This window comes from Streptomyces sp. NPDC008079 (genome assembly GCF_042957385.1).
In the GTDB taxonomy this organism is placed as follows: domain Bacteria; phylum Actinomycetota; class Actinomycetes; order Streptomycetales; family Streptomycetaceae; genus Actinacidiphila.
This window is the reverse complement of record NZ_JBIBIC010000009.1, coordinates 24,885-39,883: the sequence shown is the minus strand read 5'-3', so window position 1 is coordinate 39,883 and position 14,999 is coordinate 24,885. Positions and strand designations below refer to the sequence as shown.

Sequence of the window (14,999 nt, the reverse complement as noted above, 5' to 3'; positions counted from 1 at the left end):
AGCCGGAGAGAGGTCACCGAATGTCGACATCAGCAAGCCCTGAAGGGACGACGGCCACGACTCGGGCCGGAACGACGGCGGAGCCGAGGGCCGAGATGAAGGCGGTTCAGTACCGCACCGTGGGCGCCGCCCCCGAAGTGGTGACCGTCCCGCGCCCCGAGCCGGGCCCCGGCCAGGTGCTGCTCAAGGTCACGGCGGCCGGGGTGTGCCACTCCGACATCGCCGTCATGAGCTGGCCCGCCGAGGCCCTGCCCTTCGCGCTGCCGCTCACCCTCGGCCACGAGGGCGCGGGCACCGTCGCCGCGCTCGGCGAGGGCGTCGGCGGCCTGGAGCCGGGCGAGTCGGTCGCCGTCTACGGCCCGTGGGGCTGCGGCGGCTGCCTGATGTGCGCGCAGGGCAAGGAGAACTACTGTCTGCGCGCCGAGGAGCTGGGCATCCGCCCGCCCGGCCTCGGCGCGCCCGGCGCCATCGCCGAGTACATGATCGTCGACGACCCCCGGCACCTGGTGCCGCTCGGTGACCTCGACCCCGTCGCCTCGGTGCCGCTGACCGACGCGGGCCTCACGCCGTACCACGCGATCAAGACCTCGCTGCCGAAGCTGGTCCCCGGCAGCACCGCCGTCGTCATCGGCACCGGCGGCCTCGGCCACGTCGCCGTGCAGCTGCTGCGCGTGCTCAGCCCGGCCCGCGTCGTCGCCCTCGACGTCAGCGACGAGAAGCTGGAGCTGGCGCGCGCGGTCGGTGCCCACGAGACCGTCCTGTCCGACGCCGACGCGGCCGACCGGGTCCGCGCGCTGACCGACGGCGTCGGCGCCCAGGCCGTCTTCGACTTCGTGGGCGCCGCCCCCACGGTCGCCACCGCCACCGCGTGCGCCGCCGTCGAGTCCGACGTGACGATCGTCGGCATCGGCGGCGGCAGCGCCACGGTCGGCTTCGGCACCGTCGCCTACGACGCGGCCGTCCGCGCCCCCTACTGGGGCTCGCGCGCCGAGCTGATCGAGGTGCTCGACCTCGCCCGCTCCGGCGCGGTCGAGGTCCACGTCGAGACGTACTCCCTGGACGACGCTCCGCTCGCCTACGAGCGGCTGCACGCCGGGAAGATCAACGGCCGCGCCGTGATCCTGCCCTGAAGGTCGACCTCACGTTGAGCTTCTGGGACCTTGTGGGACGTCCTGAGATCTTCGGACCGGGTACGGCCGCAGGACCGCTCAGACCGGCTCGTCCGCCGGCGCCGGTGCCGGGACCTTCGCCGCACCGCCGCCCGTGGCGCGCACGTGCCGCGCCGGGATGAACGCGGCGATGACCAGCGCCGCGACGGCCGCGCCGCAGGCGACGGCGAAGGCCACCCGGAAGCCGCTGAGCGAGGGCAGCGGCGCGCCGTGGTACGTGGTGGTCATGTGGGCGAGGATCACGCCGACGACCGCGCTGGACGACGAGGTGCCGATGGACCGCATCAGGGTGTTGAGCCCGTTGGCGGCGGCGGTCTCCGCCAGCGGCACCGCGCCCATGATGAGCGCGGGCATGGCCGCGTAGGCGAGGGCGATCCCGCAGCCGATGACGGAGGCGACGACCACCACCTGCCACACGGCGTGGGTGAGGAACAGGCCGAGCCCGTAGCCGACCGCGACGACGGCCATGCCGATCATCAGGGACACACGCGGGCCGCGGGCCGCCGAGATCCGCGCCGACAGCGGCGACACGGCCATCATCACCAGCCCTGACGGGGCCAGGCACAGACCGGCCACGAGCATGGACCGGCCGAGCCCGTACCCCGTCTCCTCGGGGAGCTGGAGGAGCTGGGGCAGGACCAGCGACATCGCGAAGAGCGAGAAACCGGCCATGACGGAGGCGATGTTGGTGAGCAGCACCTGCGGCCTGGCCGTCGTGCGCAGATCCACCAGCGGCGCGGTGGTGCGCAGTTCGAACATGCCCCAGCCGACGAGTACGACGACGGCCGCGGCCAGCAGTCCCAGCGTGGTGCCCGAGGCCCAGCCCCAGTCGCCGCCCTTGGAGATCGCCAGCAGCAGGCAGACCAGGCCCACGGACAGCCCGATCGCGCCCGGCACGTCGAACCGGCTCGGCGTGCGCACCGGGGACTCCGGCACGAGGAACAGGACCAGCGCCATCGCCGCCACGCCGAGCCCCGCGGAGGTGTAGAACAGCGCGTGCCAGTCGGCGTGCTGCGCGATCAGCGCGGCGCTGGGCAGGCCGAGCGCGCCGCCGATGCCCAGCGACGAGCTCATCAGCGCCATCGCGGAACCGAGCCGTTCCGCGGGCAGTTCGTCGCGCATGATGCTGATGCCCAGCGGGATGACGCCCGTCGCGCCGCCCTGGAGCGCCCGGCCCACGACCATCGGGACCAGCGACGAGGTGAAGGCGCAGACCAGCGAGCCGACGACCAGCAGACCGAGGCTGAGCAGCAGGACGCGGCGCTTGCCGTACATGTCGCCGAGCCGTCCGGTGACCGGGGTGGCGACCGCTCCGGCGAGCAGGGTGGCGGTGATCACCCATGAGGTGTCGGAGGCCGAGGCGTGCAGCAGGCCGGGCAGTTCGGGCAGCAGCGGGACGACCAGCGTCTGCATGAGGGCGACCACGATGCCCGCGAAGGCCAGCACGGCGACGACCGCGCCACTCGCGGGCCGGTGGACACCGGCGGTGTGACCGGCTGCCGGTATGCCGGTGCCGCTTGCTGAGTCGGACATGTCGTCGCCTTCGGTGGGGGTCGTCGGGCCGCGGGCCGTGGACGAGGTGGGCAGGGAGATGTGCATAATACATAGGATGTGCGTCATGCACATTGCCCAGGTCGTGGGTACTCTCGGGAGGCGGGAGCACGGACGTCACGGCGCGCGCCCCGGGTTCGTACGTCCCACGTCGTGCGTCCATACGTCATGCGGAGGCGGTGTGCTGGAGCGGCTGGAGCGGGAACTGATGCTGGTGGCCCGCCACCATGTGCTGACGCGCCGGGACAGCTCGGCCGAGCGGCTGGACAAGTCCGCGTATCTGCTGCTCGCGCGCCTCGATTCGGAGGGCCCGATGTCCATCGGACAGCTCGCCGACGCCTTCGCGCTCGACACCTCGACGGTCAACCGGCAGACCGCCGCCCTCCTGAGGGCCGACCTCGCCGAGCGCGTCCCCGACCCCGACGGCGGCCTCGCCCGCAAGCTCCGCATCACCGAAGAGGGCGCCAAACGGCTCGCGGCCGACCGCGCGTTCTACATCGCGGGCATCGACAGCGTCCTGACCGACTGGTCACCGCAGGACGTGGAACTCCTCAGCGACATGCTCGCCCGCTTCAACCGCAGCATCGAGTCCCGCGAAGGGCGGCAGTGGCCGCGGCCGTGAGACCGCGCTCGGCGGGCCGTCCACGCGAGGGCGTACGGCCGGTCAGCCGAGCAGGGCCAGCAGACGGCCCGCCTGCCGCCGCGCCGTACCCGGCGGATTGCGCCGGGCGGCAGGATCTCCCGAGGCCAGGTCCTCGAAGGACAGCAGGAACAGCCACACCAGCGCGATCAGCCGTCGGCAGTCCCGCAGCCGTACGGTCTCCGCCGCCGTCAGCTCGACGTGCGACAGGAACGCCGTGACGTCCAGCGGGTGTTCCACCCAGCTCGCCACATGCTCGGTGATCTCGGCCAGTTCATAGGCGCGGTCGCTGCGGCCGGAGTCCTCGAAGTCCACGACCCGCACACGCGAGCCGTCCCAGAGGTAGTTGGCGAGATTGCCGTCACCGGGGCCGAAGACCGCGGGCACGGCGGCCTGTTCCGTACGGTCCAGGCCCGACGCGTCCAGCCAGGCGAGGCCCGCGTCGACAGCGCCCTCCACGGCCGCGTCCACCCGTCCCCGCACCCGCGGCGCCCAACCGCGCAGCCGCGCGCCGAGTTCCGCCGGGCCTTCCGGCCGTACGGGCACCCGCGCGAGGACGTCGGCGGGCAGCGCGCTGTGCAGCGCGTTCACCGTCCGCGCGAGACGCGTCAGCCGCTCGCCGTCCAACGGCGCGCCCCGGAGCGGCACTCCGGGCAGCAGGGACATCGAGACCACCGGCCCCGCGTCGCCCAGGTCGCAGGAGTACGGCCGCGGCGCCAGCCCCGGCGCGTGCCGGTCGAGCAGCGTCAACGCCCGCCACTCGCGCACGGCGCGCTCGTGGGCCGTGGCCGGGAACCGCTTGGTCACGCCGCCGGCCGCGAACGTCACCGCGTGCGTGCCCCACTGATGCGCGCCCATGGCAACCGATCCTGCCAGGCCCGCCGTTGGACCAGCCGGGAGGCGGCGCGCGAAACCCCGTGCGCGAAGTGCCGCCGCTTGCCGCTCGATTGATTTGGCAATCTCTTTACAACCCGGCGCCACCCCGCGTCGTCTCTCCCCTGCGAATCCCCTTACGGCCCGGCCGGCGCTCGTTCCGGAGCGCGGCAGCCGGGGGGAGAAGGGAAGACCGGACATGCGCATGAGTTCACTCGCCGTCGGCGCCGCCGCGTTCTCGACCGCGGCCAGTTTCGCCGTACTCGGAGCGTCCCCGGCGACCGCCGTCGCCCCCGCGAGCGACACATCGAGCACTCCGATGTGCGCCACCTCCCAGCTCACCGCGTCCCTCGGCGGTGAGGACGCCGGAGCGGGCAACCTCTACCGCTACCTGGTGCTGACCAACCACAGCGGCACCACCTGTCACCTCACCGGATTCCCCGGCCTGTCGCTGCTCGACGCGAGCGGCAAGCAGATAGGCGCGCCCGCCACCCGCGAGCACAACGGCTACGCGGCGGTCGTGCTGCGCCCCGGCGGCAAGGTGAGCGACACCATCCACACCATCAACCACCAGGGCACCTGCCTGCCGACCTCCACGAGCCTGCGGATCTACCCGCCGGGGAACAAGGCGTCGCTGGTCTTCGCGGGGAAGATCACCAACTGCGACAACCAGTTCTCCGTCACCCCGCTCGTCGCGGGCACCGGCGGCAACCCCTCCAACTCCACGCCCGCGCCGACGCCCACCACCACGTCCTCCGGCTCCGGCTCGCAGGTCACCGCCGTACCCAGCGGCGCCCCCGACACCGGCCTCGCCGAGACCGCGCACTCCTCGGGCACCCACGACAAGGACACCCTCGCGCTGGCCGGCGCCGGTGTGCTGGCCGTCGGCGCCCTCGGCCTGGTCACCGGGATGCGCCGCAGGTCGCACGGCCGGGCACAGGACTGACCGTTGCCGACCGTCACCTCCCTCAGCCGTTCCGTCCCGGTACGGGCCTGGTGCGTGCTCGCCGCCGCCGTACTGGTGCTGCTGAGCGGCTGCCAGTCCGACCCGCCCGCTCGGGCCACCCCGGGCGGGACGGAGCGGACACCGTCCGCCTCGGCGTCCGCGACCTCGACGCCGTCGTCCCGCGGCACGACCCCGGCGACCACCGGGGCCGTACCGCTGGCCCGCTCGGTCCCGGTCCGGCTGCGGATCGCGGCCATCGGCGTCGACACCCCGGTGATGTCACTGGGGCTCAACTCCGACGGCACCGTGGCCGTACCGCCGATCGAGGCGCGCTCGCCCGCGGGCTGGTACAGCGGCTCGCCGACGCCCGGCGTCACCGGACCCTCGGTGATCCTCGGCCACGTCACGGTCGGACAGTACGGCGACGGCGTCTTCCGCCACCTGTCCGAGCTCGCCGCCGGCGACCGGATCGAGATCGGCCTCAAGGACGGCGCCACGGCCGCCTTCACCGTCGACTCCGTCCAGACGGTCGCCAAAGCGAGATTTCCGACGGACCGCGTGTACGGGAACGTCGACCACCCCGCTCTGCGTCTCATCACCTGTGGCGGCACCCGGATCACCGGGAGCGGCTATCAGGACAACGTGATCGTCTACGCGTCCCTGTCGTCGGGAGCGGGAACCTGAACAGGACCCCGCACCCGTCCGCCGTCCGGACGCCCACCGCTCGTACGCACCGGACCCGGTCCGCGCGTACGTCCCCGGCCCCGAACCGGGGCCGGGGCGGGGCGGGCGCCGCCGGGCGGCCCGGGAGGTCTGCCCCGGCGCCACCGGGGCAGACGACGATCACCACGAGGACGACGAGTGAGGAGAGCGGCCATCCGGTCCCAAGAGCGCGCGGCCGCCGAGCTGTTCGAGGCCGTCTATCCGCGCCTGGCGGGCTGGTGCCGCCGTCTGGTGGACGACGACGGGACCGCGCACGAGATCGCGTCCGAGGCCTTCACCCGGCTGTGGGCGCGCTGGACCAAGGTCGAGGAGCCCAGCGGATACCTCTATGTGACCGCGGCCAACCTGGTCAGGGACCACTGGCGCAGACTGGAGCGCGAGCGCCGCGCCATGCGCCGATTCACCACGGAGGAAGCCGTGAAGGAGCAGCAGGACAGCAGCGACCCCTCGGTGCGCATGCTCGTCCAGTCCCTCCCGGAGCGACTGCGCGATCCGGCACTGCTGTACTACTACGCGGACCTGCCCGTACAGCAGGTGGCCGCGCTGCTCGGCCGGAACGAGGGCACGGTCAAGGCCGACCTGCACGCGGCCCGCGAACTGCTGCGCGCCAGGCTGGGGGAACACCATGACCGGACTGTCTGACGACGGTCCCGGCGGGGAGCCCTTCGACCCGCTGGAGCCGCTGCTGCGCCCGCCCGCGGTCTACCTGCCGCCGCCCGCGGGCTCGTTCGAGCTGATCCGCCGACGCGCGGCCAGGCGCCGCCGCTCCCGCGCGATGGTCGGCGGCACGCTCGCCGCCGCCGTCATCACCGGTGCCTTCTACGTGGCCGGTGCGCTCAACAGGGACGACTCGCAGGAGGTCGTCCCCACACCGGCCAACAGCAGCGGGCCCGTCACCACGGCCCCCGGACCGACGACCCCGCCCGTCGTGCCGCCGCCCGCGCCCACCCCGACGCGGACCACGCCCACCAAGGGCCCGGGCGACGGTACGACCGTCACGTCCGAGCCGTCAGGGACCACCCCGCCCACCTCGCCGACCAGCACCAGCACCGGCACCGATTCCGCCGCCACACCGCTGTGCACGGCCGCGCAGCTCACCGCCTCCCTCGGCGACGGCGACGCGGGCGCGGGCAACCTCTACCGCTACCTGCTGCTCACCAACCACAGCGATACGGTCTGCCATGTCACCGGCTTCCCCGGCCTGTCGCTGCTGGACGCGAACGGCAAGCAGATCGGCGCCCCCGCCACGTACCAGAATCTCCCGCACGGGCCCGTCGTGCTGCGGCCCGGCGAGTCCGCGAGCGACACCATCCACACCGTCAACCAGCAGGGGACCTGCCTGCCGACCTCCACGAGCCTGCGGATCTACCCGCCGGGCAGCAGGGCGTCGCTGGTCTTCCCGGGGAAGATCACCAACTGCGACAACGAGTTCGTGGTCACCCCCTTCACCGCGGGCGCGACGGGAAACCCGCCGTCCTGACGGGGACGGCGGGGGTCGGTCCGCGCCGGCGCCGGCTCAGTGCACGTCCGGCGGGCTGGAGGTCGCGGGCGGCATCGAGTAGGTGGGGGACGCGGGGGAACCCGAGCGGACGCCCGGCGGTTTGCTGGGCGGCATCGGCGCCGCGGTGATCAGCACCCTGCCGTACGCCGCCATCGCCGCCGCCATCACGAGCAGGATCATCAGCCAGCGCAGGTGCAGCCGGGCGGGGACGCTGAGCAGCCACGACAGCATCCCGCCGGACAGCAGCAGCCCGGAACGACTCCTGCGGTTGACGCCGCGACGGCTCATCGGCGCCCCCTCCCGCCGGTGGGCCGGGTATGGGGCAGGGTGCGTCCGATCTGGTCGCGGTAGCGCAGGAGTTCCAGCGGCATGTCGAAGGCGACGGCCGCCACGATCTGCGGACCGTACGCGGTCTGCCGGGAGTAGCGGACCAGGAAGCGGTCGGAGCGCATCGAGCCCGCCATGACCTCGGTGTCCGTGCCGAGCGCGGGGATGCCCACCGCCTGGATCCGGATGCCGTGCTGTTCCGACCAGAAGCGCGGCACCGGAGTGAAGCGCGCCGCGCGTCCGGGGCCGCGCAGCAACGAGTCGGCGGCGTGCTGCCCCATCTCCACGGCGTGGATGAGGTGTTCGACCCGGCGCGGCTCGGTGTCGAACCGCGGGTTCGGCCAGCGGGCCACGTCCCCGGCCGCCACCACATGCGGCGTGGTCCTGCCCCACTCGTCCACCGCGTGGCAGGTCGGCCCGCAGAGCACGCCGTCGGAGATCTCCAGACCGCTGCCCCGCAGCCACTCGGTACGGGGCTGCCCGCCGAGACCGAGCACCACGAAATCGCAGTCGAGGACCGCGCCGTCGTCGAGCCGCAGCCGCAGCCCGTCGCCGTGGTCCTGCCAGTCGGTGATCTTCGTGCCGAGGCGGACGTCGACACCCGCGCGGCGCTGGAGCGAGCCGACCACCGCGCCGACCCTGGCGCCGAGCACCCGGCGCAGCAGCGGCGCGCTGTGGACGACGAGCGTCACGTCCATCCCGTTCTCCCGCGCGGTGCAGGCGAGTTCGCAGCCGATGAAGCCGCCGCCGAGGATCACCACCCGACGGGCGCGCGCCGCGTGCATCGCCCGCCGTATCGCCGCCGCGTCCTCGATCGTGCGGACGGTACGGACCCGGTCGCTGAACACCGGCGCCTCGGGCAGCCGCTTGGCGTCCACACCGGTCGCCACCACCAGCCCGTCGAACGGCAGATACTCCCCGCCGCGCAGTTCGATCGCGGACTTCGCCAGGTCCAGCCCCGTCATCCGGGTGTCGAGCAGCCAGTGCGCGTCCAGCGCCGCGTCCGCCCGGAAGGGCAACTGCTGCTCGGCGAGCCGGCCCGACAGATACTGCTTGGACAGCGGCGGACGGCTGTACGGCCGGTGCGGCTCCTCGCCGACCATCACCAACTCCCCGTCGAAACCGCGCTCCCTGAGTCGGGTCGCGGCGCTCAGCCCGGCGAGCCCGGCGCCCGCGACGACGATCCGCCGCAGGCTCGCCCGCGCCGCGGAGCCGCTGCGCAGCGGCCTCGCCGCCCGCCGCCCGATCGCGGCGGGAGCGCCGGACGGGCTCTGCCCGCCGTGGACGGTGATGGCCTGCATCGGGCAACACCGCACTGCCTGGCGGGCCTTGGCCGCGTAGTCGGCGGGCACGCTGCGCGTGTAGTGCAGCGAACCGCTCTCGGCGATCCGGAAGACCTCGGGCGCCTCTTGCTGGCAGATGCCGTAGATGTGGCACCGGTTGTTGTCGACGCTGATCCGTACCGGCTCCGCCTCGGGCACCAGTACGGGCCTGGCGGGCGCGAACGACTCGGCGGCGATGGGGGCTTGGGGGAGCGGCGGCGCGGTGCGCGCGGGCGGGCGGCCCTGGTGGACGACGACCGGTGTGGTGGGCCGTGCGGCGGGCGTCTGACCCGGTGGCCAGGGCGCCGGGGGGACACGGCCCGGGGGAGGCGGCTGGATCATTCGGCGGCTCCCGGCCTGCCGAGGTAGGTGCGCTGTCTGAGCCGGGAGCGGGACGGGAAGGCGCGGATCAGGAAGGCCAGCAACACCGTGCCCGCGCCGGTGGCGATGCCGACCGACACCAGATTCAGATGGCGCGGCTCCGGGTGCACCAGGAAGACGTGCAGCCAGATCAACCCAAAGGCCACGTAAGCGAACTGATGAGTCCTCAGCCAGCGGTGGTAGCCCAGTCTGCGCTGGAGCCACACCGAACATCCCACGGCGATGGCCAGTTCGGTGCCGAGGATGCCGAAGCCCACCGGGAGCCGCTGCACACCGCCGGTGAACGGCACGGTCAGCTCACGGCCGCCGATCCGCCAGACCGGCTGGTAGAGAAAGGTCGCGCCGTGCACGACACCGAAGATCATCGCGGAGAGCGCCAGCGTCATGTGCGCGCCGTAGAAGGTGGCCCGGTTGACCGCGTGCTGCAGGAATCTCAGCCGCAGCAGCACACCGAGGACGACGGTGGCCACCATCAGCACATACGCGATCAGAGCCGCGAGTCTCGCGATCTTGTGGACGCCCATGTCGTAGGGGACCTGCTTGTCGTACGCGTCCAGCGGGGAACCGGGGATGGGAGCGGCGGCGGAAGTGCCGCGCGCCAGGAGCAACCCCACCGTGAAAAGCACCAATACCGAGAAAAGCACCAGCAGAAGACGGGAAGCACCGCTGAGCGCGGGGGCCTTCTTACGGCTGGCGAATGCCGCGACCGTGACCATATCCTGTGACTCCTCGTATCGACGCGACTGCGACACGCGCAGGGCGAAGACCTGGGGCGATACCCGGAGTCGAGCTGTCCCGTTACCCTTTTGTGCATTCGCCGATGAATGCGGCAAAGGTGTTCGGGGCAGGCTTCTCTTCGGGCCCTTTCCCCTGAAGGACACGCTGCTTGGCGGCAGACGCTACACCAAGATTCGCGCGCGGTCGATGCATGGCCAACGGGCCCCGGGCTGGCTCGATATGACGCTAAATCACCATTGTGACGGCGAATCACCGGCCCGGATCGCGTAGCTCGCGTAAAGGCTTTGCGCGGCGATGGTGAATCACGAACCGGTGTACTGCGCGGCGAATGGTGAAGGACCGGGCCGGGCGCGGCTCAGCCCGCGCCGCCAGGACGGTCGGCCGTGCGGGGGAGCGGCAGGTCGCCGGTGAGGGAATTCTGGATCACCGGCGCGTACACGGCGATCAGCGACGGCGTGCTCGCGGATGCCAGCGGCTCGACGCGGATGATGTAGCGGGCCATGACCAGACCGATGAGCTGGGAGCCCAACAGGGCCGAGCGCAAAGCGCGTTGTGGCTCGGCCAGTGCCTGGGCCAGTGGGCCGAGCACTTCACGGCCGAGGAATTCCCGCAGGATCCCGGCGGCCGTCTCGTGCGAGACCGCCGACCGGATCACCGCCAGCAGCGCGTCGTGCCGCTCGGCCGACTCCCACAGGCCGAGGACCGTCGTCAGCAGCCGCTCGCCCGAGGTGGCGGGATCCCCGGCGAGCACCGGCAGCAACTCCATCGGGCGCACCGCCTCGTGGACGGCGGCGGCGAACACCCCTTCCTTGGACCGGAAGAAGTGGTGCACGAGCGCCGCGTCGACCTTCGCTTCGCGGGCGATGCCGCGCACCGTCGTCCGCTCGTAGCCGTACTCGGCGAATTTCAGCCGCGCCGCCCGCAGGATCGCCTCTCTGCTGCCGCTGCGGCCCGGCCGTCGGCCGGGCCGTCCGGTGACCGCCTCTCCCATGACCGCCGCCCTGTCACGTAAATTCACCGTTCGGTGATTTATGAGAGTAGCCTCGGCGGGGTGAAACGCCAACCACCCGCCGGCCGTGCGCCGGCCACCGCCGGCGCCGCGGGCGCGGACCGCGTGCGGACCGGGCGCCGGTCCGGTCCGGCGCCGACGCGGCCCGGCCGCCCGCCGGGCGCTCGACACGCCTCGCCGAACCCGGAAGAATTACCCGCGAGGGTCGCTTGAAACCTCTTTGGGACGCAAACGGGCGACCTGTCCGCGAGGGGAGTTTATCGGCGCGCCGTGACCTGTGCGGCGGCTCGGGGCATTGCCCGAAAGGGCTATAGATTTAACTTTCAATCATAACGAGCTCAAATGTTCCATGTTGATGCTGGTCAGGCGTGCGTGCTAGAGTCGAAATAACGTGCTGTTTGCTGAAGGTCGGGGGCTCGATGCTTCAGGATGGGATCACGAGAGTTCTTCTCGTCGACTCCAGAGCGGTTTCCCGTGTGGGACTCAGTGTCCTGCTGAGCAGGGAAACCGATCTGGAAGTCGTGGGCGAGGTTGCCGATATTCGGCACGCTCTGCCCTGCGTGGCAAGGTTGTCTCCGCATGTGGTGATCATCGACGCGCTGGATGTGGCGCCGGATGTTCCGCATGCCATCCAGCAGCTCATCGTCGGCGGCGCCGACGGCTGCCCTAAGATATTAGCCCTGGTCCAGAGCCTGGAGCAGTGCGCTCAGCACTGGCAGGCGGCCGGTGCCAGGGGTGTGCTCGACAGTCAGGCGAGTCCGGAGCGGATCATCGCCGCCGTCCGGATGGTCGCCGCCGGTTACCGACTGGTGATTCCCACCGTCGGCGCCGCCACTGCCGCCGCCACCGCGGCGGCCATCACGCCGGAACCGCCGCAAGCGGAAACATCGGAGACCGATCTGGTGTCCAGTGGAATAACCCGGCGTGAGCGCGACGTGCTCCAGCTCATCATCCGCGGCTATTCGAACGCGGAAATATCAGAAGCACTTTTTCTGAGTGAGAGCACCGTGAAATCACACGTTCAGCGCATGCTGGACAAGCTGGCTCTGCGCAATCGAGTACACGCCGTTATATATGCTTATGAAAAAGGAATTGTCAGAGCCGGCGGCAATTTAGAATCTTTAGTCGGTACCAGTATGTGACACCATTTTCGCGACCTGGGAACGGTCTTTCTTGCCGTTCCCGGTTCGGGGTATCTCGTCGAAAAGGCTGAGGCTGTCGACGAGCATGTAGGTGGGGAGCCGTTCGGCGCTCCACCGCTTGAGCGCGAGCAGGCCCGGAGCGCTGTCCGGGGCCGGGACCACCACGGCGTGCAGCCGTGCCGTGAGCCCGGTCCCGAGCACGACCACGGCCACGTCCCTGACCTGCGGGTGCAGGCTCAGGACGCTCTCGATCTCGCCCAGCTCCACCCGGTTGCCGCGGATCTTCACCATGTGGTCGCGGCGCCCCAGGTACTCCAGCATGCCCGCGTCGTCGTACCGCACGAGGTCGCCGGTCGCGTACGGGCCGCTCTGCGGCGGATGGCCCCAGTACCCGAGCATCACCGTGGGGCCGGAGACCAGCAGCTCCCGCCCCGCCTGGCCCGCGACCTCGGGGCCCAGCTCCAGGGTGTCGCCCGAGCAGACCGCGCCGATCGGCAGGGCGCCCGCGCGGTCGAGATCGGCGGCGCAGACCTCGTACGACGTACAGACATTCGTCTCGGTCGGGCCGTACCAGTTGAGCAGCCTGACGTCCTGCCAGGCCGCGCGCAGCCGCCGCACATGGGCGATCGGGAACGCCTCGCCCGCGAAGACGCAGGCCCGCAGCGCGCGCGGCGGCGGCCCGTCCAGCAGCCCGCCCTTGGTGATCATCAAGGTGAGCGCCGACGGCACCGAGTACCAGACGGTGATCGCGTGCTCGTCCATGAAGCGGACGAGCTGGGCCGGCGCGTAGGCCAGCGCCTCGGGCACCAGATGGACGCTGGCGCCCGCCAGGAACGCCGCGTAGAGGTCGAAGACCGACAGGTCGAAATTGAACGGCGCGTGGTTGGAGAGCCGGTCCGAGGGGACCAGCCGCAGATCGGCCGCGGCCCACCGCACGAACGCCAGCGCGTTGAGGTGGCTCAGGCACACACCCTTGGGCTCACCGGTCGAACCCGACGTGAACAGGATGTACGCCGGATCGTGCTCCGATCCCTCGACCGGCGACGGTACGGGCTGGCCCTCGCCCGTCGCCAGCAGGTCCGCGAAGGTACGGCAGGGCGCCGCGTCCCAGCCCGCGTCGGCCGCCGCGTCCGCGCCGTCCTCGTCGGTCACCACCAGCGCGGGGGCGCAGGCCGCGACGATCCGCGCCAGCCGCGACGGCGGGTTCGAGGACGCCACCGGTACGTAGACCGCGCCGCCGCGCAGGCACGCCTGCATCAGCGCCACGACGTGCAGGCTCTTCGCGCTCCACAGCACGACCCGGTCGCCCGGCCGCACCCCGCTCGCGGCCAGCGCCGCGCCGTAACGCGCCGCGAGCGCGTCCAGTTCGCCGTAGGTCAGCCGTCCGTCGACGGCGTCGACCGCGAGGGAATCCGGCGCCCTGCGGGCGGCGGCGGTGACGAATTCGTGCAGCCTCACAGTCCCAGCTCCTTCGCGACGAGCTCCTTTTGGATCTCCGAGGTACCGGAGAACAGCACGCTCGGCACCGCGTCCCGCAGCGCCGCCTCCACACCCGACTCCGACCGGTATCCGCGACCGCCGAGAATCCGTACGGCGTCCAGCGCGCTCTGCACCGCGGCCTCGGAGACGGCGAGCTTCGACAGCGCCACCGGCAGGGTCGCCCTGCCGCCGCGGTCCATCTCCCAACAGGCCCGGTAGAGCAGGAGTCTGGCGCTCTCCAGCCGCAGCTTCATGTCCACGATGCGGTGCGAGACCGCCTGGAAGCCGGAAATGCGACGGCCGAACTGCCGCCGCTCGCGGGCGAATCGGACGCACTCCTCGACCAGCCGGTCCATCAGGCCCAGATAGCCCGCGAAGAGGCAGGCGCGCTCCCAGCCCATGGACGTCTGGAAGATCGTCGCGCCCATCCCCTCGACGCCCAGCACCTGGTCGTCGGGGACGAAGCACTCCTGGAAGGTCACCGTGCCCGCCAGGCAGGAGGACAGGCCCATCTTCTCGAAGGGCTCACCGCGCAGCACCCCGGGGGCGTCGGCCGGCACGACGAAGGCGGTCTGGCCGAGGTGTCCCGAGTCGGGGTCGCTGGTCGCGTACGTGACCAGGACGTCGGCGGCCGGGCCGTTGCTGACGAAGCTCTTCTCGCCGTCCAGGACGAATCCGCCGGGCACTTCGGTCGCCGTCACCCGCAGCCGCGAGACGTCGGAGCCGGACTCCGGCTCCGTCATGGCGTTGCCCGCGATCATCCGGCCGGACGCGAGCTCCGGCAGGAAGCGCTTCTTGAGGTCCGCGCTGCCGAACTCCGCGATCGGCACGGCGCAGGCGAAGAGGTGGGCGCTGGCCGCGAAGACCAGCCCGGTGTCGTGGCAACCGCGGCCCACGGCCTCGATGACCCGCGCGGTGTCGAGCGCGCCGAGGCCGTCCCCGCCGTACTCGGCGGGAAGGCAGGCGCCCAGGGCGCCGATCCGGCCGAGTTCCCGCCAGTCGGACCGTTCACCGGGGCGCCGCGGACGGTCCGCGGGGAACGCGTCGGCGGCCCGGCGGACGGTCTCCTCGTACCGCGCGGTCTGCTCGGTGCTCCAACTGAAGTCCACGCTGGCTCCTGCATCGGGAGGGGGAGGGAGGGAGAGACGGAAGGTGGGGTGCTGCGCTCGGGGCTCGGGGCTCGGGGCTCAGGGCTGGG

Annotated in this window: 15 protein-coding genes; 7 read left to right on the top strand and 8 right to left on the bottom strand. The window is 71.9% G+C overall.

The annotated features are described in order from the left end of the window. Window positions 1–95: 95 nt before the first annotated feature. Window positions 96–1,130, top strand: a complete 1,035-nt coding sequence (locus ACFZAM_RS19990; RefSeq protein ID WP_391047714.1) for an alcohol dehydrogenase catalytic domain-containing protein — start codon at window positions 96–98, stop codon at window positions 1,128–1,130. A 78-nt stretch (window positions 1,131–1,208) separates the two neighbouring features. On the opposite strand, the gene ACFZAM_RS19985 is transcribed toward ACFZAM_RS19990, so the two are convergent. Further along, a complete protein-coding gene (locus ACFZAM_RS19985) occupies window positions 1,209–2,702 on the bottom strand; it encodes an MFS transporter (protein ID WP_391048213.1) in 1,494 nt (497 codons plus the stop codon). 226 nt (window positions 2,703–2,928) lie between these two features. Here ACFZAM_RS19985 and ACFZAM_RS19980 point away from each other — a divergent pair, with 226 nt between their 5' ends. Further along, a complete protein-coding gene (locus ACFZAM_RS19980) occupies window positions 2,929–3,342 on the top strand; it encodes a MarR family transcriptional regulator (protein ID WP_391048211.1) in 414 nt (137 codons plus the stop codon). A 42-nt stretch (window positions 3,343–3,384) separates the two neighbouring features. Here ACFZAM_RS19980 and ACFZAM_RS19975 read toward each other — a convergent pair whose 3' ends face one another. Further along, a complete protein-coding gene (locus ACFZAM_RS19975) occupies window positions 3,385–4,218 on the bottom strand; it encodes a phosphotransferase (RefSeq protein ID WP_391047711.1) in 834 nt (277 codons plus the stop codon). 214 nt (window positions 4,219–4,432) lie between these two features. On the opposite strand from ACFZAM_RS19975, the gene ACFZAM_RS19970 reads away from it, so the two are divergent. The 4 genes from ACFZAM_RS19970 (at window position 4,433) to ACFZAM_RS19955 (ending at window position 7,382) form a co-directional block, all read left to right on the top strand. After that, window positions 4,433–5,179 carry a DUF4232 domain-containing protein gene (locus ACFZAM_RS19970; RefSeq protein WP_391047709.1) on the top strand — a complete coding sequence of 249 codons (747 nt, stop codon included), beginning with the start codon at window positions 4,433–4,435 and terminating at the stop codon, window positions 5,177–5,179. A gap of 3 nt (window positions 5,180–5,182) precedes the next feature. Beyond that, window positions 5,183–5,863: a class F sortase gene (locus tag ACFZAM_RS19965; RefSeq protein ID WP_391047706.1), complete on the top strand. Its 681-nt coding sequence runs from the start codon at window positions 5,183–5,185 to the stop codon at window positions 5,861–5,863. Between the two features lie 177 nt (window positions 5,864–6,040). Then, window positions 6,041–6,544 (top strand): RNA polymerase sigma factor, encoded by a 504-nt coding sequence (locus ACFZAM_RS19960; protein WP_355334821.1) that lies wholly within the window; start codon window positions 6,041–6,043, stop codon window positions 6,542–6,544. After that, a complete protein-coding gene (locus tag ACFZAM_RS19955) occupies window positions 6,528–7,382 on the top strand; it encodes a DUF4232 domain-containing protein (RefSeq protein ID WP_391047704.1) in 855 nt (284 codons plus the stop codon). Before ACFZAM_RS19960 ends, ACFZAM_RS19955 begins: the two co-directional genes overlap by 17 nt. 36 nt (window positions 7,383–7,418) lie before the next feature. Here the strand turns inward: ACFZAM_RS19955 and ACFZAM_RS19950 are convergent, their stop codons facing one another. The 4 genes from ACFZAM_RS19950 to ACFZAM_RS19935 form a co-directional block, all read right to left on the bottom strand. Next, entirely contained in the window at window positions 7,419–7,691 is a 273-nt protein-coding gene (locus tag ACFZAM_RS19950; RefSeq protein WP_391047703.1) for a hypothetical protein, read from the bottom strand. Continuing rightward, window positions 7,688–9,394, bottom strand: a complete 1,707-nt coding sequence (locus ACFZAM_RS19945; protein ID WP_391047701.1) for an FAD-dependent oxidoreductase — start codon at window positions 9,392–9,394, stop codon at window positions 7,688–7,690. Before ACFZAM_RS19945 ends, ACFZAM_RS19950 begins: the two co-directional genes overlap by 4 nt. Then, on the bottom strand, window positions 9,391–10,149 hold the full coding sequence (locus ACFZAM_RS19940) for a ferric reductase-like transmembrane domain-containing protein (protein WP_391047699.1): 759 nt from the start codon (window positions 10,147–10,149) through the stop codon (window positions 9,391–9,393). Before ACFZAM_RS19940 ends, ACFZAM_RS19945 begins: the two co-directional genes overlap by 4 nt. A gap of 377 nt (window positions 10,150–10,526) precedes the next feature. After that, a complete protein-coding gene (locus tag ACFZAM_RS19935) occupies window positions 10,527–11,162 on the bottom strand; it encodes a TetR family transcriptional regulator (RefSeq protein ID WP_355334808.1) in 636 nt (211 codons plus the stop codon). A 494-nt stretch (window positions 11,163–11,656) separates the two neighbouring features. On the opposite strand from ACFZAM_RS19935, the gene ACFZAM_RS19930 reads away from it, so the two are divergent. Next, the gene (locus ACFZAM_RS19930; protein ID WP_355334806.1) at window positions 11,657–12,322 is read left to right on the top strand and encodes a response regulator transcription factor; all 666 of its coding nucleotides are present in this window, start codon (window positions 11,657–11,659) and stop codon (window positions 12,320–12,322) included. Here the strand turns inward: ACFZAM_RS19930 and ACFZAM_RS19925 are convergent. Both ACFZAM_RS19925 and ACFZAM_RS19920 read right to left on the bottom strand, forming a co-directional pair. Further along, complete coding sequence (locus ACFZAM_RS19925; protein WP_391047695.1) at window positions 12,302–13,780, bottom strand: amino acid adenylation domain-containing protein; 1,479 nt, start codon at window positions 13,778–13,780, stop codon at window positions 12,302–12,304. The two genes, ACFZAM_RS19930 and ACFZAM_RS19925, sit on opposite strands and share 21 nt — an antisense overlap. Next, window positions 13,777–14,910: an acyl-CoA dehydrogenase family protein gene (locus tag ACFZAM_RS19920; protein ID WP_391047692.1), complete on the bottom strand. Its 1,134-nt coding sequence runs from the start codon at window positions 14,908–14,910 to the stop codon at window positions 13,777–13,779. The genes ACFZAM_RS19925 and ACFZAM_RS19920 overlap by 4 nt, the downstream gene beginning before the upstream one ends. Between the last annotated feature and the right edge of the window lie 89 nt (window positions 14,911–14,999).